Annotated in this window: 23 protein-coding genes; 18 read left to right on the forward strand and 5 right to left on the reverse strand. The window is 38.8% G+C overall.

All coding sequences use genetic code 11. From position 1 onward, the window contains the following. Window positions 1–14 precede the first annotated feature (14 nt). Both WDB87_RS12765 and WDB87_RS12770 read right to left on the reverse strand, forming a co-directional pair. Window positions 15–569, reverse strand: coding sequence for a carboxymuconolactone decarboxylase family protein (locus tag WDB87_RS12765; protein WP_286248028.1), 555 nt, complete (start codon window positions 567–569; stop codon window positions 15–17). A gap of 51 nt (window positions 570–620) precedes the next feature. Continuing rightward, window positions 621–1,280 carry a DsbA family oxidoreductase gene (locus tag WDB87_RS12770; RefSeq protein WP_286248030.1) on the reverse strand — a complete coding sequence of 220 codons (660 nt, stop codon included), beginning with the start codon at window positions 1,278–1,280 and terminating at the stop codon, window positions 621–623. A 253-nt stretch (window positions 1,281–1,533) separates the two neighbouring features. On the opposite strand from WDB87_RS12770, the gene WDB87_RS12775 reads away from it, so the two are divergent. Then, the gene (locus WDB87_RS12775) at window positions 1,534–2,481 is read left to right on the forward strand and encodes a LysR family transcriptional regulator (RefSeq protein WP_286248032.1); all 948 of its coding nucleotides are present in this window, start codon (window positions 1,534–1,536) and stop codon (window positions 2,479–2,481) included. A gap of 495 nt (window positions 2,482–2,976) precedes the next feature. On the opposite strand, the gene trhA is transcribed toward WDB87_RS12775, so the two are convergent. Further along, window positions 2,977–3,606, reverse strand: coding sequence for a PAQR family membrane homeostasis protein TrhA (gene trhA, locus WDB87_RS12780; RefSeq protein ID WP_286248035.1), 630 nt, complete (start codon window positions 3,604–3,606; stop codon window positions 2,977–2,979). 167 nt (window positions 3,607–3,773) lie between these two features. Between trhA and WDB87_RS12785 the strand changes: the two genes are divergently transcribed. The 16 genes from WDB87_RS12785 (at window position 3,774) to WDB87_RS12860 (ending at window position 15,640) form a co-directional block, all read left to right on the forward strand. Then, complete coding sequence (locus WDB87_RS12785) at window positions 3,774–4,133, forward strand: hypothetical protein (RefSeq protein ID WP_337850051.1); 360 nt, start codon at window positions 3,774–3,776, stop codon at window positions 4,131–4,133. A 225-nt stretch (window positions 4,134–4,358) separates the two neighbouring features. Next, window positions 4,359–4,637, forward strand: coding sequence for a hypothetical protein (locus tag WDB87_RS12790; RefSeq protein WP_286248038.1), 279 nt, complete (start codon window positions 4,359–4,361; stop codon window positions 4,635–4,637). 223 nt (window positions 4,638–4,860) lie between these two features. Continuing rightward, on the forward strand, window positions 4,861–5,442 hold the full coding sequence (locus tag WDB87_RS12795) for an LON peptidase substrate-binding domain-containing protein (protein ID WP_337850052.1): 582 nt from the start codon (window positions 4,861–4,863) through the stop codon (window positions 5,440–5,442). A gap of 69 nt (window positions 5,443–5,511) precedes the next feature. Continuing rightward, window positions 5,512–6,135, forward strand: coding sequence for a sigma-70 family RNA polymerase sigma factor (locus tag WDB87_RS12800; RefSeq protein ID WP_286248042.1), 624 nt, complete (start codon window positions 5,512–5,514; stop codon window positions 6,133–6,135). Continuing rightward, a complete protein-coding gene (locus tag WDB87_RS12805) occupies window positions 6,128–6,808 on the forward strand; it encodes a ChrR family anti-sigma-E factor (protein WP_337850053.1) in 681 nt (226 codons plus the stop codon). The genes WDB87_RS12800 and WDB87_RS12805 overlap by 8 nt, the downstream gene beginning before the upstream one ends. Before the next feature lie 8 nt (window positions 6,809–6,816). Further along, a complete protein-coding gene (locus WDB87_RS12810) occupies window positions 6,817–7,770 on the forward strand; it encodes a YbgA family protein (RefSeq protein WP_337850054.1) in 954 nt (317 codons plus the stop codon). Next, window positions 7,770–9,164, forward strand: coding sequence for a deoxyribodipyrimidine photo-lyase (phrB, locus tag WDB87_RS12815; protein WP_337850055.1), 1,395 nt, complete (start codon window positions 7,770–7,772; stop codon window positions 9,162–9,164). Before WDB87_RS12810 ends, phrB begins: the two co-directional genes overlap by 1 nt. A 1-nt stretch (window position 9,165) precedes the next feature. Next, entirely contained in the window at window positions 9,166–9,594 is a 429-nt protein-coding gene (locus tag WDB87_RS12820) for a nuclear transport factor 2 family protein (RefSeq protein WP_337850056.1), read from the forward strand. Between the two features lie 2 nt (window positions 9,595–9,596). Further along, window positions 9,597–10,307: an SDR family NAD(P)-dependent oxidoreductase gene (locus tag WDB87_RS12825; protein WP_337850057.1), complete on the forward strand. Its 711-nt coding sequence runs from the start codon at window positions 9,597–9,599 to the stop codon at window positions 10,305–10,307. After that, window positions 10,304–11,560: an NAD(P)/FAD-dependent oxidoreductase gene (locus tag WDB87_RS12830; protein ID WP_337850058.1), complete on the forward strand. Its 1,257-nt coding sequence runs from the start codon at window positions 10,304–10,306 to the stop codon at window positions 11,558–11,560. The genes WDB87_RS12825 and WDB87_RS12830 overlap by 4 nt, the downstream gene beginning before the upstream one ends. Beyond that, window positions 11,553–12,290: a DUF1365 domain-containing protein gene (locus tag WDB87_RS12835; RefSeq protein ID WP_286248056.1), complete on the forward strand. Its 738-nt coding sequence runs from the start codon at window positions 11,553–11,555 to the stop codon at window positions 12,288–12,290. The genes WDB87_RS12830 and WDB87_RS12835 overlap by 8 nt, the downstream gene beginning before the upstream one ends. Before the next feature lie 53 nt (window positions 12,291–12,343). Then, window positions 12,344–13,606, forward strand: coding sequence for an SAM-dependent methyltransferase (locus WDB87_RS12840; RefSeq protein ID WP_286248058.1), 1,263 nt, complete (start codon window positions 12,344–12,346; stop codon window positions 13,604–13,606). Then, window positions 13,581–14,093: a DUF2878 domain-containing protein gene (locus WDB87_RS12845; RefSeq protein ID WP_286248060.1), complete on the forward strand. Its 513-nt coding sequence runs from the start codon at window positions 13,581–13,583 to the stop codon at window positions 14,091–14,093. The genes WDB87_RS12840 and WDB87_RS12845 overlap by 26 nt, the downstream gene beginning before the upstream one ends. 50 nt (window positions 14,094–14,143) lie before the next feature. Further along, window positions 14,144–14,617: a chalcone isomerase family protein gene (locus tag WDB87_RS12850; RefSeq protein ID WP_286249266.1), complete on the forward strand. Its 474-nt coding sequence runs from the start codon at window positions 14,144–14,146 to the stop codon at window positions 14,615–14,617. Window position 14,618: 1 nt separating this feature from the next. After that, entirely contained in the window at window positions 14,619–15,158 is a 540-nt protein-coding gene (locus WDB87_RS12855) for a DUF3833 domain-containing protein (protein WP_337850059.1), read from the forward strand. A gap of 206 nt (window positions 15,159–15,364) precedes the next feature. Beyond that, entirely contained in the window at window positions 15,365–15,640 is a 276-nt protein-coding gene (locus WDB87_RS12860; RefSeq protein ID WP_004586404.1) for an HU family DNA-binding protein, read from the forward strand. Window positions 15,641–15,846: 206 nt separating this feature from the next. On the opposite strand, the gene ilvN is transcribed toward WDB87_RS12860, so the two are convergent. Then, window positions 15,847–16,344 (reverse strand): acetolactate synthase small subunit, encoded by a 498-nt coding sequence (ilvN, locus tag WDB87_RS12865; protein WP_004586403.1) that lies wholly within the window; start codon window positions 16,342–16,344, stop codon window positions 15,847–15,849. Then, complete coding sequence (locus WDB87_RS12870) at window positions 16,344–18,068, reverse strand: acetolactate synthase 3 large subunit (RefSeq protein ID WP_286248073.1); 1,725 nt, start codon at window positions 18,066–18,068, stop codon at window positions 16,344–16,346. Before WDB87_RS12870 ends, ilvN begins: the two co-directional genes overlap by 1 nt. Before the next feature lie 444 nt (window positions 18,069–18,512). Between WDB87_RS12870 and WDB87_RS12875 the strand changes: the two genes are divergently transcribed. After that, entirely contained in the window at window positions 18,513–21,512 is a 3,000-nt protein-coding gene (locus tag WDB87_RS12875) for an immune inhibitor A domain-containing protein (RefSeq protein ID WP_337850060.1), read from the forward strand. Window positions 21,513–21,541: the final 29 nt, after the last annotated feature.

A 21,541-nucleotide genomic window follows, 5' to 3' on the forward strand; every position in this document is an offset into this window, starting at 1 on the left:
TAATCAGCTCGGTGTTACGCTTTTTTGTCCCAAGAAAATTTTTGGAAAGGTTTGTCTACGGGCGTTTTCGCGATGTGATTCACATAATTACTGATCACTTTTTGAGACACGCCAAGAATAATCTCTAATAATTGACGCTGAGCATAACCCGCAGCAAAGAAAGCGCTAACGTCATCATCTGAAACATTGCCTCGATTACGAACAACGCTCAGTGTCATATCCTGTAGTGCTTGAAGTTTAGGGGTTGGCATTTTATCTTGATTTCTTAATGCTTCGGTCAATGCAGGGTCAACTTTCATCATGTTTGCAATTCCCGTATGGGCAGGAACACAATACGTACAATTGTGTTCAACATTAATGGTTTGCCAAACAACGGTGAGTTCTTCTTTGTTGAATGAGGTATTCGTAAAAAGTTTTCCCAGCTCTTGATAGGCTATAAGCAGTTCTGGCGCTTCTGCCATTATTCCATGTAAATTAGCGATCATACCGTTGGTTTTTAGCGAAGCTTCTAGTATTGCTTTACTTTTTGTCGGTGCTGATTCTACGTTATGTATTGTAAATTCGGTCATGTTGATACCTCTTAAAATTTGGTTAATGGTTAATGGTTAATGGTTAATGGTTTATGCGGTTAGTGAGTACGATGAAACGAGTTCAGTTAATATTTGCTTATACGCTTCAATCGTTCTAGAACCGTTAACGACAAGTTCGTTGTTAAAAATCATTGTAGGAACGACGGTAATTCCGAGGCTATGCCAGTGTGATACTTTATTAGCAATACGATTTTGAGTGTCTTGGTCATCCAGTATTTTAGAGATATTAGGCACTTTCACACCCGTATCTCTAAGCAAGTGCTCAAGCACTTTTCTGTCAGAGATATCCTTTTGCTCAGTAAAGAAGGCGTTAAACAACTTTTCCTTAAGTTCAGTTTGCTCTTTAGTGCCTTTTAAAAAGTCCAGTAGCGTATGTGCATCTCGCGTGTTCACGACACGTGAATTGTCAGTAAAGTTGAAGGTAAACCCTGCCTCATTTCCTAGTTGGGTAATATTGGCTCTATTAAAGTCGCCTTCTTGCTTGGTTCTTCCGTATTTGCGCGTTCCATAATCGTAAATATTTTCACCTTCCAAAGGCATTTCTGGATTCAAGAAAAATGGCTGCCATTCAATGTGGACTTCTTCTTGTAAATTTAACTCTGCGATGGCTTGTTTTAGTCGCGTGTAGCCGATTGCACACCAAGGGCAAACAGCGTCAGATACGAAATCAATTTTAATTTGCTTATTCATACACCCATTACTCCGTTGTGTATTATTGTTGATGGGTAGAATTATGCGTGATATCTGTTAAAAGATAATCATGTGTTTCACCCCATGATTGTGGATATATTTTCCATAATCATTGCAGCGATAAACCTTCAATGATAACGTCAAGTGATCATATGGCTTATAATATTTGGCTTGTATCATTCTTCAGATAATTCAAGAAAATATTGTGTTGTCAGGAATAACTACAATAATGGTGGAGTAAGGGGGGAGGGTTATGGATATTGCAACTAGGCTAGATCTATTTTTGGATGTTGTCCGTCAAGGGTCATATACCAAGGCCGCTGAATTAAGGCTCATGGATAGATCTTCATTATCAAAGCAAATTAAAATGCTAGAGAGCGAGCTAGGTACTCGTTTGCTTAACCGCTCCACCCGTTCGCTGTCGCTCACTGAGGCAGGAAAAGAAGTATTGAAGCAAGCGGAGTCCGTTAGGCAAACGATTTCTGATACGCACCGTATTGTTGAGTCGTTTCATGAAAAACCGAAAGGGTTACTGCGAATAACCTGTCCGACATTATTTGGTAAGTTGTATGTACAAAAAGCAATAAAAATATTTATGCAAAGATACCCAGATACTGATGTTCAACTCGATCTCAGTAACAAAGTATTGAATGTCATTGAAGACAGGTATGACATAGCTTTTCGAATTGGAGATATGCAAGATTCAAATTTAGTTGCCAGAAAGTTAGCCGACAATAATGTTGCCATTTTAGCTTCTAAATCGTTTATAGAGCAATATGGTATGCCGAAAACACCCGAAGACTTGGTTAAACTACCCGCGGTTTTTTTCTCTAGTGGAGGACTTGTCGTCAATAAAATTCCTATCGGAAAAGACCCTAAAAGTGGTGAATTCAAACTGTGGGAATTTAAAGGAAGATATAGAGTCAATGAACAAGAACTTGTTCTTGACTCGGTAAAGTCTGGGCAAGGTTTTGGCGTACTCGCACTCTATATGTTGGGTGACAATATTAAGAAATTTGATTTGGTGCCTTTACTAACAAATTATGCATTGCCAGAATCATTTGGTGCGCTTTATGCGGTTTACCCACACAGAAGTCCGACACCACTGGTCAATAAATTTCTAGAAACATTTAGAGAAACAATAGGAGAACATCCTGTCTGGGATAGTTATATTGATAATTATGAGAATTACTATCAATAAGTTATCAGATTTTGGTTCATGTATAGTAATACGAATTCGTAATAATACTGAATCATTTTGCGGGGCTCAATGTGTCGCTACCTGAGTTAATAAATCCTCATTTACGACTGCATGGATGCAGAAGGTAGAGCAATGCAGGAGCAATTGCTGAGCACTACTAAATAGCGAATTTATTGCCTAGTTATCTACACGTTTTTCCAGCTTCAAAATTGATCACTTGTTTAAGCGGCTTAGTATAAAATCGATGACTAATTTTTTATGCGTGTATCTATATCACCCGTTTCAAGGCACTTACGTACATACTATTTAATACACCTTCCTCAACAATCGGACTATTATACAATTAAAACGGGGGCTATGAGTTCAAACAGGCCCTAGGAATGAGCAATAAATAACAGTTGATACTTTGCTGTAAATAATTGTGGGTACACAAATGCTTTTTCAGCTTTCTACGGTTTTATTATTTACTTTGATTTCAACCCCGTTAAGCTGACATCAATAAACATATTTAGTAATTGAAATGTAATGGCACACACACCCAGCAATAACAAATAAGTGCCAAATAGCATGACTAAATTGCGTGCTTTTAGCGCTATAAAATATAGTACCTAAGCTATAAAAAATACCACCGGCAAGTAACCAGTAAAGTGCGTTTACATCAATATTTAAATAAAGCGGGTAAACAATTGCAAGGGCAAACCAGCCCATGAGTAAGTAGGTAGCCAGCGATATTTTTTTATTACCATTTTTAACCAGTACTTTATAAGCAACGCCACCAAGCGCGACTGCCCAAATAAAACTCAGTGTCCCCCAAGACCAAGCGCCATTAAGGGATAGCAACAAAAATGGGGTGTAGGTACCGGCTATTAATACGTAAATAGCGCAGTGATCACACTTTTTATAAAAAGCGCGTATTTTTGGCTGTACACTGGCGTGATAAAGTGTGGATGATAAAAACAATACAAATAAACTAGCCCCATATACAGCGGTGCTTATATAGGCTTTTACGCTGGTGGCTTGTTTAAATAAGTCCCACATTACAAACACGGCAAAAAATATACCCAGTGCATGGCTTAATACATTGAGCTTTTCTTCTTTGCGAGAATAGGGTGCATCTATCGTCATACTTGTCCTACCACTTATTAATTAAACTTGAGTGTACAGGTGTACGCTCAATGTTTCAATGTCATCATTGTTACTGTAAGTTAGTCACCTTACTTTTATTGATTTTAAAAGGAATTAATTGGTTATAGTGTGGTCGTATAGACTCAATTAATGAAGGCATGTTTATCATGAAAAAAGAGCTCAAAGCCGTTTTACTTACGGCCATCGTGTATCCTGGGGCAGGACATTTATCGCTTAAAAAGCATTTAATAGGTTGTATTTTTGCAGGTGTTTTTACGCTACTTTTGTTTATGACATTAGGTGATATTTTGGCTATAGCACAATGTAGCGCAAATGAAATTTTAGCAGGTAAAATCCCGATGACGGCTTCAGGTATTTTACAAGCTGCTCGTAATCCATCAAGTGAATGTGCTCAGCTTGGGGAATATAAATACCTTCCTTTAATGGTAGTTATTTGGTTACTCAGTATGGTTGATGCCTACAGGTTAGGTAAAAAAGTAAAACCCGATGCGCAAAATAAACAGTAAAGGTAGTAATTGTTTTAAACTGCAAATTGTGAGTTGAAAATATTTACTAATAGTTAGTCAAAAAATTAAAAAGGTTAGTTAAATTAACCAAGCCTGAATGCTGCGTTGCTCTATGATTTTTAAGATAGTCTTTAAATATCAATGGTTTAATTTTTATTTTTCTGTTGGCACAACCCTTGATTATGTTATTGCGTCTAAACAATATACACAACAAGGAATACCATTATGAAACATTCAATTAAAATCGCTATGGCAAGTTTATTAGTATTAAGTTCTTCGCAAGTACATGCAAGTGAAGTGGACTTAGATGTAACTGATATCATAACGCAAAACGTAACAAGCTATATTAATCAAGCAACGGCTGAGCTTGAGCAATCAATTTCGCAAAGCCTTAGTTTTGATGCACAGGCAGTACTTGAGCAATTACTAGACCAAGCGCAAGAGCAATCAAACGTTACTGTGCAGTCAACAGCACCGGTAAATACGCAAGTTAAAGCTAAATAAGTGCAAAAGGATAAGACGATGAGTAATGAATTAGGATTATTTGCACTTATGTTGGCGCCTGTTGTAAGCATGATTAGTGTTTATTATATGGTTCAAGTAATAAAAAGTATGGGAAGTTGGATCAACTTTTAATTAATAGGTAAATAATTCGATTTCAGTAAGCTGATCGACTTAGTAAAAGCGCACGTAAATAAAGGCAGTGTAATTTAAAGAAGTAGACTTTATGAAACGTGCGATTTTCCCATTACCAATATTTGTATTACCTGAAGGCTATACGCGTTTGCGTATATTTGAACCTAGGTATTTAAACATGGTAAAAACCGCACTACAAAATAACGTCGGTTTTGTACTGTGCACCTACCAGCACGATACGCCATTTAATATTAGCGCTCAGGGTTGTTTGGTCGATATTATCGACTTTGATCAAGACCCTAGCAATATGCTACTTATTGATGTGTACGCTGCTAAAAGCGTGCAAATAAATGACGTATACCAAGACGAAAGCCAATTGCGCCATGGCTTATTAAGCGATTGCAATACGCCGTATTGGTACAATGACTCCCACAGTGAAATTTCGGCTGATAACCAACGTTTGTCTGATTCTTTGCAGGATATATTTTTAAACAATAAAGAACTTTCTACTTTATATAGGCAAACCAAGTTTGATAATTTAGCTTGGGTAGTTGCGCGCTGGCTTGAGCTTTTACCTATATCTATTGATAAAAAACAGCAACTTGCGTTCGAAAGTAACTTTGCTAACTTACTAAACTTCCTCCATACTGTGATTAACAATGAATTTGCCTAAAATAATGTGATCTGCGTTTAATTGCTTGGCGTATAGATTTGTACAAAAGCACACACGGGATTAATTATTATGGTAAGTCAACAACCCTCACCACGTTGTGAACCTAATACAGGTAAATATACTGCCATGCCAGAAACGCCAAGTGCAGAGCTTATGCAAGCTCTGCTTGATGTAGCCACTTCGCGAGACAAAAGAGCATTTGCTTACTTATTTGAGTATTTTTCGCCAAAAATTAAACGATTTGGAATTAAGCAGTTTGGCTCTGAGGCACAAGCTATGGAGCTTGTACAAGAAACACTAACCTCAGTTTGGCGTAAAGCGCATTTGTATCACAGCGATAAAGGGGCTGCGACAACTTGGGTATATACCGTAATGCGTAATGCCTCATTTGATATGCTTCGTAAAATGAAAAGTAATAAAGAAGAAAATATAAGCGAAGATATTTGGCCACTTATTAATGAATCCCAAGATACAACACTTGAATTTAGCGACCACTTGGAAGACCAACAAATTAAACGCTACCTAGATAAATTGCCAGCTGCACAGCGAGAGGTAGTTAGAGGTGTTTATTTTCAAGATATGTCGCAAGAGCAACTAGCTCAACAACTTAATATTCCTGTAGGCACGGTAAAATCACGATTGCGTTTAGCCTTGCAAAAATTACGTAATGAAATGGGAGATCAGCATGATTAAACATCACCCTAGTGAAACTTTACTAGCACAATATTGTTCAGCGCAGTTACCTGCATCGTTAAGTGTTGCGGTATCTATTCATGTTGATATGTGCCCAGTGTGTCAAGCAAAAGTGGCACAACTCGAAGCAGAAAACGCAAAAGAGGTGTTTAGCGAGTCGCAATCGAGCTCCAGCACGGTTAAAAACAGCCACGATACCGAAGAAGTAGACTTCGATACTGACCTACTTAACTTGATAACAGCTGATCCTAGTATTGATGAAGTGTATGAAGTTGAGCCGGTAACGATACAAGTTAATGAGCATAACTACGAACTACCACGTGCCTTAACACGTATTTCGCATGGGCGCTTTACGCAAGTGGGTAAGCTTGCTCGCTCTCGTGTTGCTATTGATGATGGCCCATTGCGCTCGAGCCTTTTACACATAGGTGCAGGTGGCGAAATCCCAGAGCATACTCATACTGGTTTTGAAGTAACATTGCTATTAGATGGTGAATTTAGTGATGAAGAGGGCAGTTACGTGCCAGGTGACTTTATTTGGCAAGATGGCTCTCATCAGCATACGCCACTTACAAAAAACGGCTGCTTGTGCTTTACAGTAGTCAGTAGTGCGCTACATTTTAATAAAGGACTCAGTAAGTTACTTAATCCTATAGGTAACTTGATTTATTAAGAGAATTTATGCAAACAGACACAATAAAAATAGGTATTAGCGCTTGCTTAGCAGGCGAAAAAGTACGTTTTGATACAGGCCATAAAAAGTCTAATTTTTGTATGGATGAACTCGGTAAATACGTAGAGTACACCCGATTTTGCCCAGAGGTAGCCGTAGGTTTACCTATTCCTAGACCAACCATACGCCAAGTGCGTGTGGGCGATACAATAAAAGTGTGTCGCCCAGATGGTACTGGTGATGTTGGGCCTAAACTAACTGAATACGGTAAAAAAGTTGCTACAGAGCAAGCACAAAATTTAAGTGGGTTTGTTTTTTGTGCAAAAAGCCCGAGCTGTGGTATGGAAAGAATAAAAATATATAACGAGGCGGGCACCGGCAATACATCTGAAGGCGTTGGTTTTTTTGCTGAGCAAATAATGAAGCACAATCCATTATTGCCATGCGAAGAAAACGGCCGCTTAAACGATATGCATTTACGCGAAAACTTTGTAATGCGTGTATATGCGTATAAACAATGGCAATTGCTAGCCTCTGAGCCGCTTACAGTGCATAAGCTTACGCAGTTTCATTCTCAATATAAATATTTACTCATGGCTCATAATTACCAAGCATACCGAGATTTAGGTAATTTACTTGGTACTTATAAAGGCGATGATATTAACGCTTTAGCAGGTGAGTACATTCTTGGTTTAATGAATGGTCTTAAAAAGCCTGCATCGCGCAGAAATAACTGCAATACGTTAATGCATTTACAGGGCTACTTTAAAAAAGACTTATCTAAGATAGAGAAGCAAGAGCTTAGAAATGCCATAGATGAGTATCGTCAAGGCATTGTCCCCTTATATGTACCGCTTACTTTGCTAAAACACCATCTTAAAGTACACCCTAATGAATATTTAGAAAAGCAGGTGTTTTTTAATCCTTACCCTAATGAACTAAAATTACGTTACGGCATATAATGAATACACTTTTTTGGTTTAGGCGCGATTTGCGCCTTTTTTCTAACGAAGCGCTTATTGAAGCGTTAAACAATGGCGCTAAACAGGCCATTTTTTTTATCTGCGAAAAGCAGTGGCAACAGCATAATACTGCACCTATTCAAATAGATTTACTAAAAAGGCGGATCAATTATTTACGTGAGGAGCTAGCGCAGTACGCAATAAAGCTGCACATTATTGATGCCCCTTATTTTGATGATTGTGAAAATGCGCTTTTATCATTTTGCGATAAACACCATATTAACCATATAGTTGCTAACAAAGAGTATGAGTTAAATGAAGTAAATCGCGATACGCAAATACTTGCAAAATGTGATGATAAAAATATTACTTTTGCCCTGTATGAGGGAGATGTAATAGCGCCTGTTGGAAGTGTTAAAAACCAAAACAACGAAATGTATAAAGTGTTTACGCCATTTAAAAAACAGTGGCTTAAACAGCATCAAGATACGCATTTTAGCCTATTAGCGTGGCCATTAGACAAACAGCCAATAGATATTGATGCTAACAAGGCATTAAAGACAGATGGCAGCTCAGAAAAATGGCCGGTTGATGATGAAAGCTTAGCAACAATTGTTGATAATTTTATTTGCGACAAATTAAGTAGCTATGACGATCAGCGTGATATACCCAGCATTAAAGGCACATCGGGTTTAAGCCCTTATTTAGCGCTGGGTATTATAAGCCCTAAGCAGTTAGTGGTTAACATTCAAAACCGCTACCCAGATATTTTAACAACATCTAAAAGTAAAACTTTTACTTGGATAAACGAGCTTATTTGGCGCGAATTTTATCGCCATTTAATTGCGCAATTTCCTAAGCTTTCACGTGGTGATAACTTTAACGAGAAGTACAATAGCGTTAAATGGCGTAAAAACGAGGCTGAGTTTAAAGCTTGGTGCGAGGGAAAAACAGGTTACCCACTCGTTGACGCAGCGATGAGGCAGTTAGTTCAAACTGGCTGGATGCATAATCGCTTAAGAATGGTGGTTGCCAGCTTTTTGACCAAACATTTATTGATTGACTGGCGTGAAGGCGAGCAGTTTTTTATGCAGCACCTTATTGATGGCGATTTAGCCTCTAATAATGGCGGTTGGCAGTGGGCTGCAAGTACTGGCTGTGACGCGCAGCCTTATTTTCGCGTTTTTAATCCTATCACTCAAAGTGAGCGCTTTGATCCTAATGGTAAATTTATACGTAAATATTTGCCAGAGCTTGAAAAAGTGCCAGATAAACATATTCATTTTCCGCACGCTTATTTAGCGTCAATAGGCGCTGATAAGCAATGTTACTGGCCGGCAATTGTAGATCATAAAGCAGCTCGCGAACGTGCAATAGCTGCATTTAAGGTGTGATATGGAAACAGCATTACCGGTAGCAAAATTTGTAGAAATATATCAACAACTCGATAAATCAAACTTGCATTTGCTCAATGACATTTACAGCGAGCAAATTAAATTTAAAGACCCAATGCATGAAATATACGGGTTAAGTGAGCTTACCCGATATTTTTCTAATCTTTATAGTAACGTTAAGCATTGTCAGTTTGATATTAGTGATACCTATGAGCGTGATGACAAAGCGTTTTTATATTGGACTATGCATTACGCTCACCCAAAATTGGCTTCTGGCAAAACTATATCGGTAGAAGGGCACAGTAAGCTGGTATTTAAAGAGGGTAAGATTATTAACCACCGCGACTATTTAAATGTAGGTGAAATGCTATACAAGCATATTCCTATTTTGGGTGGGATTATAAATTACATAGATAAACGAGCAGGGTAGCGATGAATATTTTAATTACAGGTGCAACCTCAGGTATTGGTGAGCAGCTTGCAATAAAGTACGCCCAGCAAGGCAACACAGTGATTGCATGCGGTAGAAACCTAGAAAAGTTAGCTGAGCTTGAAAAACACACCAATATTAAAGCGTGTCAGTTTGATGCCACAGATCTTAAAGATATAAAGCAAGCAACTCTTGGGTTTAGTGCTTTTGATAAGGTTATTCTTAATGCTGGTAACTGTGAGTATGTTGATGATGCCCGTAACTTTGACAGCGCTTTGTTTGAGCGAGTTATTTCGGTTAATCTGCTGGCAATGGGCTATTGCCTAGAGGCACTATTACCAAAAATTAATGCGGGCGGACAACTTGTGCTTGTTAGCTCAAGCGTTACATATTTACCTCTGCCACGTTCAGAAGCTTATGGCGCATCTAAGGCTGGGGTAAGCTATTTAGCGAAAAGTTTAGCAATCGACTTAAATGATGTTGATGTTACGTTAGTACACCCTGGTTTTGTAAAAACCCCCCTTACTGATAAAAACGATTTCCCAATGCCTATGGCCGTTACAGCAACAGAGGCCGCTGATTACATGATCAGGGGGATCAATAAACGCCGTAAAGAAGTTCATTTTCCTTATCGGTTTACGCTTATTTTAAAAGCATTACGTATTTTACCGTTACCACTTTGGTTACGTTTATCAAAAGGACTAGCCCGTTGAAAAAAATAGCAATAATAGGTTCTGGCGTATCGGGTTTAACCTGTGCTCATTTACTGCATAAACATTACGATATTACCGTATTTGAAAAAAACGATTATATTGGTGGTCATACCGCGACAGTAGAGATATCTGATGCTGGAGTTAAACGCGCAATAGACACGGGCTTTATAGTATTTAATGATCGCACTTACCCGTATTTTGAAAAACTACTCGCGCGCATTGGCGTAGATAGACAAGAAACACAAATGAGCTTTAGCGTTCATAATCAAGCAAGCGGTTTTGAGTACAACGGACATACCTTCACCAGTTTATTCGCCCAAAAAAGAAATATATTTAGGCCTAAGTTTTGGCGCTTGTTAAGCGATATTGTTAAGTTTAATAAATTATGTAAAGCAATGCACAGCGAGCAAAACTACCCGAAAGATCAAACGCTGGGTCAGTTATTAGATACGCACGGCTTTAATGATTTTTTTAAATACCATTATATTTTACCTATGGGGGCGGCTATCTGGTCAACTAGCATCAAAGAGATGCAAAATGTAGGGGTTGAGTTTTTTGTAAACTTTTTTTACAACCATGGCTTACTTGATATTACAAATAGGCCGCAGTGGTATGTAATTCCTGGTGGGTCTAAGCAATACATTAAGCCGCTTATTAAAGGTTTTGCGGATCGGATAAAACTAAACACCGATATAGAGACGGTTACTCGTGTAGATAATAAAGTAATTATTACCCTTGAAAATGGCGAGCAAGCTGAATTTGATAAAGTGGTATTTGCGTGCCACTCAGATCAAGCCCTTGCATTACTGGGCGATGCTACTGAGCAAGAGCAGGCTGTATTAGGTGCAATTCCCTATACCGAAAATTCGGTGGTACTGCATACTGATACCCGTTTACTGCCAGATAGAAAAGCCGCTTGGGCAAGTTGGAACTACCTTCTAAACGAAAATACCGATAAAGCAGCGGTTGTTACATACCAAATGAATATACTGCAAGGTATTGACTCAGATACTCAATTTTGTGTAACCCTTAATCACTTAGAAGGGATTAACAAAGCAAATATATTACGCGAGTTTACTTATCATCACCCTGTTTTTAACGAATCATCCATTGCCGCACAAAAACTAAAGCACACTGTTGATGGCCAAAATAATAGCTATTTTTGTGGTGCTTATTGGTATAACGGTTTTCATGAAGATGGTGTTCGCAGTGGAGTAGATGTGGCTAAACAGTTAGGTGTTGAATTTGAATAGCGCTGTATACTTAGGCGATGTAAGGCATCGGCGCTTTGCTGTAAAAAACCATCAGTTTAAATACCCACTGTATATGATGTGGGTAGATTTAAAAAATCCGTTATTGCTTAATAATATCCACCCTATGTTAGGTACTTTTGGTTTTAAAGCACTGCGTTTTAATCAAGCTGATTATTTAAATACACTGTCAAATTCAGAGCCATTAAGCATTTTTGAACGTGCACAGTGCCAAATAGAAAAACTAGGTGTTAAAGAGACGTTTACGCATATTTATATGCTTGGTCAACTTAGGTGCATGGGAATTTATTTTAGCCCTGTAAATTTTTACTTTTACGGTAATAGCACCGATAACTTTAACTATATGGTGGCCGAGGTAAGCAATACGCCTTGGAATGAGCGCCATTATTATTTGGTGCCCTTACAAAAAAAAGTGAACTTTAAAAAGGCTTTCTCCGTATCACCTTTTATGAATTTAGATATGGACTACCATTGGCAGGTACAACACACTGTCGATAACACATTAATTCATATAGAAAATAAACGTGGGGATGAGTTGTTATTTGACGCTTCTTTACGGCTAAAGCGAAGTCAGTTAACTAGGCAAGAAGTTAATAAATTATTAAAAAAATTTCCTGCGATGACTTTGTCCATTTTCAAAGGTATTTATGTGCAAGCATTTAAGCTGTTTATTAAAAGGGTTCCTTTTTTAGGTCATTCAGGAAAACCTTAGTATAGTTAAACAAGCCTTGTTGCAGGTATCGATACAATTATAAAGGGTTTAAGATGGAAAAAGTCTCAAGTATAAATTGCCAAGAGCAAACAGGTTGGTTTACAAACTTATATAAAAAGCTAGTCACCAAAGCCTTTGCAAGTATTGAAACAGGCCAAATAGTGTTAGTTGAGAACAGTTGCTCAGCAGTATTTGGTCAACAACATTCAGACTTAAAAACCACTATTACCGTTAACGACACCGCCATGTATAAAGCATTTGCGCTATCTGGCAGTGTGGGGGCGGGTGAGTCTTACATTCTTGGGCAATGGTCGTGTGACAACTTGACCAAACTAATCGAAATTTTTGCTATAAACCAAAAACAACTAGATGCGTTTGAAAAAAAATTCTCGTTTTTTAGTGGCTTAGCTCACCGGTTCAACCATCTCAAAAACAGCAACTCAGAATCTGGTTCGAAAAAGAATATTGTTGCACACTACGATTTAGGTAACGATTTATACGAGTCATTTTTAAGTGATGAAATGCTTTATTCTTGCGCTGTTTATCCTGAAAAAGACGCCTCACTTGAGGACGCTCAGCAAAATAAGCTAAAACAAATTTGTGAGCAGGTAGAGATAAACGAAGGGGATTCAGTTATTGAAATTGGCACAGGCTGGGGGGCGTTTGCTATTTACGCAGCCACACATTACAACTGCCATGTAACCACAACAACGATTTCTGATGAACAATATGCCTATGTTGCAAACAAGGTTAAACAGCTAGGGCTTGAAAATAATATAACTTTGCTCAAGCTCGATTATCGTTTATTAGAAGGTCAATACGACAAGCTCGTATCAATAGAGATGATAGAAGCAGTAGGGCATGAATATCTACCAAGCTTTTTTAAGCAATGTAATAGCTTGCTTAAAGAAGACGGTGCAATGCTTATTCAAGCAATTACTATTGGCGATCAACGTTATCAACATTATTTAAAAAACTCTGACTTTATTCAGCAGTATATTTTCCCCGGTGGTTGTTTGCCTTCAATTAATGAGATGAGCGAGCAAATTAAAAACAATACCGATATGGTTATTCATACTGTAAACGACATAGGTGCGCATTATGCTAGAACACTAGCCGATTGGCGCACACGCTTTATCGATAACTGGCACACCTTAGACAGTGACAAGTTTGATGAGCGTTTTTACAGGTTATGGTTATTTTACTTTGCTTACTGTGAAGGTGCTTTTAGAACGCGAGCAACTAGTACTGTTCATTTAACGGCTCGTAAACCACGTTTTACTAGTCAAAATGACGAAATTGCCCTTAATTATTAATTTTGTGCTTTTTCAAACAGTGTGGTTTTTATCACTGTTTTTAGAAGCTCAATCTGTTTTATACACATCAATTATTGTTGTGCTTATGTTTGTTTTATCAAAGCAGCATAAGCTCGATGGGCTGCTATTAGCCAAAGCTTTACCTATTGCGCTGTTATGTGAATACCTTGCTGTGCAGCTAAACCTTCTGGAGTTTAAAGTATCACCTTTCCCGCTTTGGTTAGCCTTGCTATGGGCTGCATTATTGCTTTGCTTAAACACATCAATGGCGTTTATTACTAACCTCAAACTTTGGCAAGCCTATTTAGTGTGCTTAGCCTTTGCGCCAATTAGTTATTATTCAGGTGCTCAATTTGGCGTGCTTAGTATTTATTCACCTGTCTGGGCATTTTGGCTTCTGTACGGCTCACTTTGGGCTGCAGCCTTTACATTAATTCTTATTATTAACCAAAAAATTAAAGCGCTTTTAAATTTTAGCAAGCAATAACAGGAGCTTGTATGAATATTACCGCAAAAATATGTGCAGTAACGGCCACAATGATTATGGCTACTTTTTTTACCCCGTTGAGTTTTAGTGAAGAGCAGACTGACTTTAAAAAAGTGGGCGAGGCGCGCATGGAATATTTATTTTGGGATGTTTACGATGCAACCTTATACACCCGCTCAGGAAGTTATAAACAACAGGATCACCCAGTAAAATTTAAGCTCACCTATTTACGAGATTTTGCAGCAAAAGACATTGTTAAAGCCACTGAAGAGCAATGGCAACATTTAGGTAAAAGTGATTTATCAGCTAAGTATGCTGATAAATTGCTCGCTCTTTGGCCAGACATTAAAAAAGGCGAGTCGTTAAGCTTACAAACGTCACCAAGCGGTCAGACTACTTTTTATCATAATGAAAAAAAGTTAGGTGAAATTACAGACTCACAATTTGCCAACCAGTTTTTAGCTATTTGGCTAAGCCCAAACACCTCAGAGCCAGCACTTAGAAAACAGTTATTAGGGAATTAACATGCGAAATATAAATAAATTTAAACAGCTATGTATTTTAATGGTCGCATTATTTTTAGTGAGCTGCTCCGCGCCAAAAGTAGAACACTACAATAGCAGCAACCCAGAATTTGATTTTAAAGCGTTTTTTAGCGGCGATTTGAAAGCATACGGCGTTGTGCAAGATTATAAAGGCGAACTGACACGTAAACTTGTTGTCACTATGAATGCGCGCTGGGAAGGTCACGAGGGCGTTATAGAGGAAGACTTTGTGTATGATGATGGTGAAACACAAAAGCGTATTTGGTATGTCACGCTTAATGCCGATAATAGCTTAGTGGGACGTGCTGATGATGTGCTTGGCATAGCAACCGGTAAAAGCGCAGGCAGTGTGTTTCATTGGAACTACAATGTGGCCTTACCCTATGACGGCAGTACGCTTGAGGTTAATTTTGATGATTGGATGTACCTGGTTACACAATCGCGCTTGATAAACCGAACGTCTATTGTTAAGTTTGGTGTCGAGGTTGGGGAAGTGACCTTAGTTATCGAAAAAATATAGAGCAGTGTGTTATTTAAAGTGTGCCTTTTGTGTACTTAAATTAAGTTTTAGTTAACCCAACACGCTGTATTTTACCGAGAATTATTAAAATTTTACGCATTTTCGAAGTATTTAAGCAAAAAATGCAATTTGCTGTTGCTAACTCTTTAAAAATGCATAAAGATAGGTTTTGCGAAGGCAAAATAATAACGAATAGGAATCTAACAATGAATAAAGCTCAATTAGTTGAAAAAATCGCTACTGATGCAGAAATCTCTAAAGCCGCTGCTACACGTGCACTTGACGCGTTTACTGGCGCTGTAACTTCTTCTTTAAAAGAAGGTAATTCAGTTGCATTAGTAGGTTTTGGTACTTTCTCAGTTAAAGAACGTGCAGCACGTACTGGCCGTAACCCACAAACGGGTGCTGAGATCCAAATCGCAGCGGCAACTATCCCAAGCTTTAAAGCAGGTAAAGGTCTTAAAGACCAAGTAAACCCTTAATTGGCGCTTTACAGAATTTTTTAAAAAAGAGCTATTTAGCTCTTTTTTTTTGCCTACATTAAAGTAGTGAGCTTAACTTGGTTAAGTTTATTTCCACATGCCTAATTAGGTATTTATGCAAAGGAATATAAAGCAGGGCTTAACACAAAAAATCCCTGCTAATTGCTTAGCAGGGATTTAATATAAAACGCTTAAGCTTTAATTAATTACGCTTTTAATGCTTTGTCACCACGGCCAATACCCACAGCACCAGAGCGCACCACTTCAATAATGTCGGTTTCATGGCGTAGGGTGTCTAAAAACGATTCTATTTTGTCTGTGCTGCTTACCAGTTGTAAACTGTAGCTTTGGCGACCCATATCTAAAATAGCACCTTGGAACACATCTACAACGCGTGTAACTGCTGCACGTGTGGTTTCGTCTTGGGCAAATACTTTAACAAGTAATAATTCACGTTCGATGTGACTCATTTCGGTCAAATCAATAATTTTAAGTACATCAACTAATTTATTAACTTGTTTAGTAATTTGCTCAACGATTCTATCATCACCCATAGTGGTAATTGTGATACGTGACAGTGACTCATCATCAGTAGTGCCCACTGTTAAGCTATCTATGTTATAGGCGCGCTGTGAAAAAAGCCCAACAATGCGAGATAAGGCTCCCGGTTCGTTTTCTAATAAAATAGATAATATACGACGCATTATGCTTTTACTCCTTTACGTAACCACATCTCATCAATGCCACCTAGTTTAATTTGCATTGGGTATACATGTTCTTTTTCATCAACGTTAATATCTAAAAATACTAAACGATCGTTAATGCTCATGGCTTTATCTATAGCAGGTTGTAGCTCATCTAACGTATCTACCTTTATGCCTACATGGCCATAGCTTTCAACAAGTTTTACAAAGTCAGGTAATGAGTCCATATAAGATGATGAATGGCGACCGCCGTAAATCATATCTTGCCATTGGCGTACCATGCCTAATGAGCGGTTATTTAGCGAAACCACTTTTACAGCCAAGTTGTACTGTAAGCATGTAGATAGCTCTTGAATATTCATTTGAATAGAACCATCGCCGGTTACACACACTGACTCTTTATCAGGAAAGGCAAGCTTAACACCCATAGCAGCTGGTAAGCCAAAGCCCATGGTGCCTAAACCGCCAGAATTAATCCACTGACGAGGGTTTTTAAATGGATAATACTGCGCTGCAAACATTTGGTGTTGCCCTACATCTGAGCTTACATACGCGTCGCCATTGGTCGCTTTATACACTGCTTCTATAACCGCTTGAGGCTTAATTTTATCGCCATCGGTGTTGTAGCTTAGGCACTTTTGTTCGCGCCAGCTAATAATTTGTCGCCACCAATCTTCTTGTGCACTGCGATCAATTTGAATACTGCTTTTATCTATGCCGGCTTGCAGTTGCTCCATCACAGTGGCTAAACAGCCCACAACTGGAATGTGTGCTTTAATTGTTTTAGAAATAGAGGTTGGATCTACATCTACGTGAACGATGGTTGCATTAGGACAAAACTTTTTAACATTATTGGTTACACGATCATCAAAACGCGCTCCGAGTGCTAAAATTACATCGGCATTTGCCATAGCTTTATTAGCTTCTAGGGTACCGTGCATGCCCAGCATACCCACGTAATTTGGGTGAATACCTGAAATACCGCCTAAGCCCATCAATGTATTAGTGATAGGTGCATTTAGCGATTCAACTAAGCGAGTTAATTGCTCTGAGGTGTTAGATAAAATAATACCGCCGCCTGAGTATATAACCAGTTTTTTAGCTTCTAAAATAGCACTAACCGCTTTGCGAATTTGTTTAGAGTGGCCTTTTGTATTTGGGCTGTAGGTTCTAAGCTCTGTTGTTTTAGGAAAGTTGTACTCAAACTTAATTGCTGGGTTAAGCATATCTTTTGGTAGCTCAACAACAACGGGGCCTGGGCGGCCAGTACTGGCAATGTAAAACGCTTTTGCCAAAATAGCCGGAATTTCTTCAGCGCTTCTGCAGTTAAAGCTATGCTTTACAACCGGGCGAGAACAACCAACAATGTCAGTTTCTTGGAATGCATCATCACCAATTAAGCTAGTAGGTACTTGCCCCGATAATACTACCATTGGAATTGAGTCCATATAAGCGGTAGCAATACCTGTAATACAGTTAGTTGCGCCAGGGCCTGAGGTAGCAAGTACAACACCAACTTCGCCAGTGGCACGGGCATAACCGTCAGCCATATGGGTTGCGGCTTGTTCGTGACGTACTAAAATATGTTCAATGTCTTCTTGTTGAAAAAGTGCATCGTATAAATCTAAAACCGAGCCACCAGGGTAGCCAAAAATATACTTAACCTTTAACTCTTTTAATGCCCGAACAACTAGTTCAGAACCATTATACTCTTGTTTGCTCATCCTCATTCCTCTGTGCGCTGTTTATGCATAAAAAAACCCCCGCGTAGTGCGAGGGTTTTTAAAAAGCAATTTCACTTTTTAATACATCCCCGCTGGGCTTATCACTAAGACCACTACGAGTACGATTAAAAGGTGAAGTTGTTTTTTCATAATTGTCACTTTATAAAAAGCAAAATGCTGCTTTAGATTAAAAATTCTATATGGGGTTATTTTTAAGGGTTTTACGTGCTTATGTCAACCTTGAAAGAGCTGTTTTGGATTAAAATTTCAAATTAATTTATTTTAATACTAAAAAATTGCACGCTATTTGTAGTTATATAAAAAATATGAAGAAATTATGCTAATTTTACCGAGTAATCATAATGGGTAAATAGGTGATTTGAGCACTGTGCTCCATGCATATATTAGGTATGATAGAGCAATAATTTATCTGGGGAAGATACAGTGAAAAAAATAATAGGGCTTGGCTTATTCCTTTGCAGCCTAAATCTTAACGCAGCAAATACCAGTGCGCATGACCCAGGTATTATTAACAAACAAAGAATAGAGTACTGGTTAAATAAACGCGCTGATACTCAACAGACCACTAACAAGCCAACGGTTGAAAGCTACTTAGCGAATACTGCGCGGCTTAGCCCTTTACTGCTAAAACCTGTTTCGGCCATGAAAGATCGCTTCACAGCTAAGCAAGCCAATAAGCAGCTGCAATATGCCAGTACGGCTAGCCCTAGCAACGCGCTGAATGAGGTTAAAGTACTGGCTATTTTAATTGATTTTCCTGATTTAAAACACGACGACAATCATCTAGTTGATGATGATACCGACATGTATTACGAAAATTATACAAAGGAGCATTACCAACAGTTACTTTTTAATAAGGGTGGGTTTGTTGGCCCAAATAATGAAACGCTTAGCAGCGTACACGATTATTACTACGACGCATCGGGTGCTAGCCTAACTTTTAATGGGCAAGTTTACGGGTGGGTTAGGGCAGATAATAATGCAAAAACCTATGGTGAACGCGTAGGCAACACACGCGATATAAATGCCCCCGCACTGATAAAAGAAGCGGTAGAAAAAGCCACAGCGCAATTCGATATTGATTTAACGCAATATGATTTAACAGATTTAGATGATATTGACGGCGATGGCATAATCAACGAGCCAAATGGCATTATCGATCATGTTATGGTTTTTCATTCAAGTATTGGTGAAGAATCTGGTGGAGGCTATTTAGGCGTTGATGCAATATGGTCTCACCGCTACTACGTATTTGATGAAAACAGTGAACCTGTCAGTATTGCCGGTAGTAGCGTTAAGTTATCGGGTTATACAATAAATCCAATCGATGCCAGCATAGGTGTGGTTGCGCATGAATTTGGTCACGACTTAGGATTAGCAGATGAGTACGACTTACAATCAAATACGGTGGGTGAGCCTGTATCGTCTTGGTCAATAATGTCTACGGGTAGCTGGGCTGGTGGGCCTAGGGGCTCACAGCCGGTTATGTTTAGTGCGCAGGCGCTTGAGTATTTACAAAACAGATACCAAGGCAATTGGGTGAACCAGCTTAATTTAACCATGGAGGAAGTGAACAGCCAGCCTCTGCAGTCGCTTGTTTATACTAGCTCACTTTCTCAGCAGCAAAGCCAAATTAAAGTGAGCCTTGCGCAGCAGCTCGAAAAATTTAAAACCCCGGTTGAAGGTGATTTTCAATTTTACTCTGGTACGGGTAATAATCTAACACAGACACTTTCTCAAACTGTGACTTTACCTGAGGTGGCTACACCACTGACTCTTAGTTTTTTAGCTTACTACAGTATTGAGCGTGATTATGACCTTGTGCAAGTAAAGGTAAATCAAACCCCTTTAGTTGGTAATTATACAACCGAGATCAACCCCTATTATGGCGATATAGGCCCGTATATAAGTGGTGATTCGTTTTTACATGCAGATGCGCAGCAACCTAATGGCTTTTTAAAGCATGAGTTTGATTTAACACAATATGCAGGACAAACCATTACATTAAGTATTGAGTATGTTACCGATACAAACACACATTATTATGGCTTTGTAGCCGATGATTTAAAAATAACACACAACAATACTGTGGTTTGGAAAAATAACGCAGAGCAGCCAAGTACTACCTTAGCGTTAAATGGTTTTAGCCGCGTGAGTAGTTATATTTATGCTAAAGCAGCCCACTACTATCTGCAGCTACGCGCATATAGAGGGATGGATGCTGGCTTACAAACAGAGCAATATTCACCAGGTATTTTATTGTGGTATAGCAATAGTGCTTATGATAACAACAACACGACTGAGCAACCTGGGAGCGGTTTTAATTTAGTGGTTGATGCAGATCAAAAGCCAATTTATCGCGGTACAAGTAGCAGCACATTGGCAGATACACCTATACAAGTGCGCGACGCTGCATTTAGTTTATATCAGCAAAGTGCCGGTTTAGGCGATCAAGACTTAGCGGCAATTAGTAAGTTTAATGACCATTTTGATTACAGCTTCATGCAGCAGGCTGAATCAGGTGTGGTGTTAACACCCCAAGGATTTAACTTTGAGATAGTTAGCCAACATCCTGAAAGTGAAACTGCAGAGCTTTTACTCAGCTATGATGCGCTACAGCAAATAATCACTACAATAAACGAGGCAACTATTAGCTTTAATGTAGCAGGTTTAAAGTTAACCCCAACAGACACTTTTTTATGGGACTTTGGCGATGGGCAATCGAGCACTGAGCTAAGCCCTACTCATACCTATGCCGATTACGGCACCTATAGCGTTACATTTTCGGCAACGGGTGAGACGGCTACGCAAACACAATCTAAACAAATTACCATTACAAAGCCGCTAGAAATTGAAAATTTAGCGTATCAGTTAAACGGTGCAACGTTATCTGCTCAAGCAATCGTAAGTGGCGGGGAACCACCTTACACTATGAGTTGGCTTATAGATGGTGAGCTTGTATCGCAAACTGAAAACCTAGATTACCAATTTAGCTACTCTGGCGATTACACCCTGGCATTGATGGTAACCGATACGCAAGAGGTAAGTGTTAGCCAACAACAAGCTTTGAGTGTTAACGCACCGCTGCAATTAAGTACGCGCTATACGGCAAATAATTTAGCGGTACAATTTAATAGTTCACCATTGGGTGGATCTGGTAGTTATACGTATAGCTGGGATTATGGTGATAGTAGCCCACTAGGTACAACGCAAAACCCAAGTCATCATTATCAAGGTGCAGGGAGTTATACAGTAAAACTTACACTCACAGACAGTCAAACTAATGACGTTATAAATAGTGATCTAACAGTCTTGGTACAAGCAGCGCAAAGTGAATCTTCATCAAGTGGTGGGGCAATAGGTTATTTAATCGCGCTATTAGTGATAGGTGGTTTTTATAGGCGTATTAGCAAAAATGTTTAATTATTTTTGCAGTAAAACGATTCGATTTA

Source organism: Pseudoalteromonas sp. C12FD-1 (assembly GCF_037414265.1).
Classification (GTDB): Bacteria; Pseudomonadota; Gammaproteobacteria; order Enterobacterales; family Alteromonadaceae; genus Pseudoalteromonas.

Bases quoted from the DNA above. Each gene is read 5' to 3' on its own strand.
- WDB87_RS12775 (WP_286248032.1), top strand. From the start codon at position 1,534: ATGGATATTGCAACTAGGCTAGATCTATTTTTGGATGTTGTCCGTCAA.
- WDB87_RS12765 (WP_286248028.1), bottom strand. From the start codon at position 569: ATGACCGAATTTACAATACATAACGTAGAATCAGCACCGACAAAAAGT.
- WDB87_RS12860 (WP_004586404.1), top strand. From the start codon at position 15,365: ATGAATAAAGCTCAATTAGTTGAAAAAATCGCTACTGATGCAGAAATC.
- WDB87_RS12800 (WP_286248042.1), top strand. From the start codon at position 5,512: ATGGTAAGTCAACAACCCTCACCACGTTGTGAACCTAATACAGGTAAA.
- WDB87_RS12785 (WP_337850051.1), top strand. From the start codon at position 3,774: ATGAAAAAAGAGCTCAAAGCCGTTTTACTTACGGCCATCGTGTATCCT.
- WDB87_RS12810 (WP_337850054.1), top strand. From the start codon at position 6,817: ATGCAAACAGACACAATAAAAATAGGTATTAGCGCTTGCTTAGCAGGC.
- WDB87_RS12855 (WP_337850059.1), top strand. From the start codon at position 14,619: ATGCGAAATATAAATAAATTTAAACAGCTATGTATTTTAATGGTCGCA.
- phrB (WP_337850055.1), top strand. From the start codon at position 7,770: ATGAATACACTTTTTTGGTTTAGGCGCGATTTGCGCCTTTTTTCTAAC.
- WDB87_RS12795 (WP_337850052.1), top strand. From the start codon at position 4,861: ATGAAACGTGCGATTTTCCCATTACCAATATTTGTATTACCTGAAGGC.
- WDB87_RS12770 (WP_286248030.1), bottom strand. From the start codon at position 1,280: ATGAATAAGCAAATTAAAATTGATTTCGTATCTGACGCTGTTTGCCCT.
- WDB87_RS12850 (WP_286249266.1), top strand. From the start codon at position 14,144: ATGATTATGGCTACTTTTTTTACCCCGTTGAGTTTTAGTGAAGAGCAG.
- trhA (WP_286248035.1), bottom strand. From the start codon at position 3,606: ATGACGATAGATGCACCCTATTCTCGCAAAGAAGAAAAGCTCAATGTA.
- WDB87_RS12870 (WP_286248073.1), bottom strand. From the start codon at position 18,068: ATGAGCAAACAAGAGTATAATGGTTCTGAACTAGTTGTTCGGGCATTA.
- WDB87_RS12820 (WP_337850056.1), top strand. From the start codon at position 9,166: ATGGAAACAGCATTACCGGTAGCAAAATTTGTAGAAATATATCAACAA.
- WDB87_RS12805 (WP_337850053.1), top strand. From the start codon at position 6,128: ATGATTAAACATCACCCTAGTGAAACTTTACTAGCACAATATTGTTCA.
- WDB87_RS12790 (WP_286248038.1), top strand. From the start codon at position 4,359: ATGAAACATTCAATTAAAATCGCTATGGCAAGTTTATTAGTATTAAGT.
- WDB87_RS12845 (WP_286248060.1), top strand. From the start codon at position 13,581: ATGACGAAATTGCCCTTAATTATTAATTTTGTGCTTTTTCAAACAGTG.
- WDB87_RS12825 (WP_337850057.1), top strand. From the start codon at position 9,597: ATGAATATTTTAATTACAGGTGCAACCTCAGGTATTGGTGAGCAGCTT.
- ilvN (WP_004586403.1), bottom strand. From the start codon at position 16,344: ATGCGTCGTATATTATCTATTTTATTAGAAAACGAACCGGGAGCCTTA.
- WDB87_RS12840 (WP_286248058.1), top strand. From the start codon at position 12,344: ATGGAAAAAGTCTCAAGTATAAATTGCCAAGAGCAAACAGGTTGGTTT.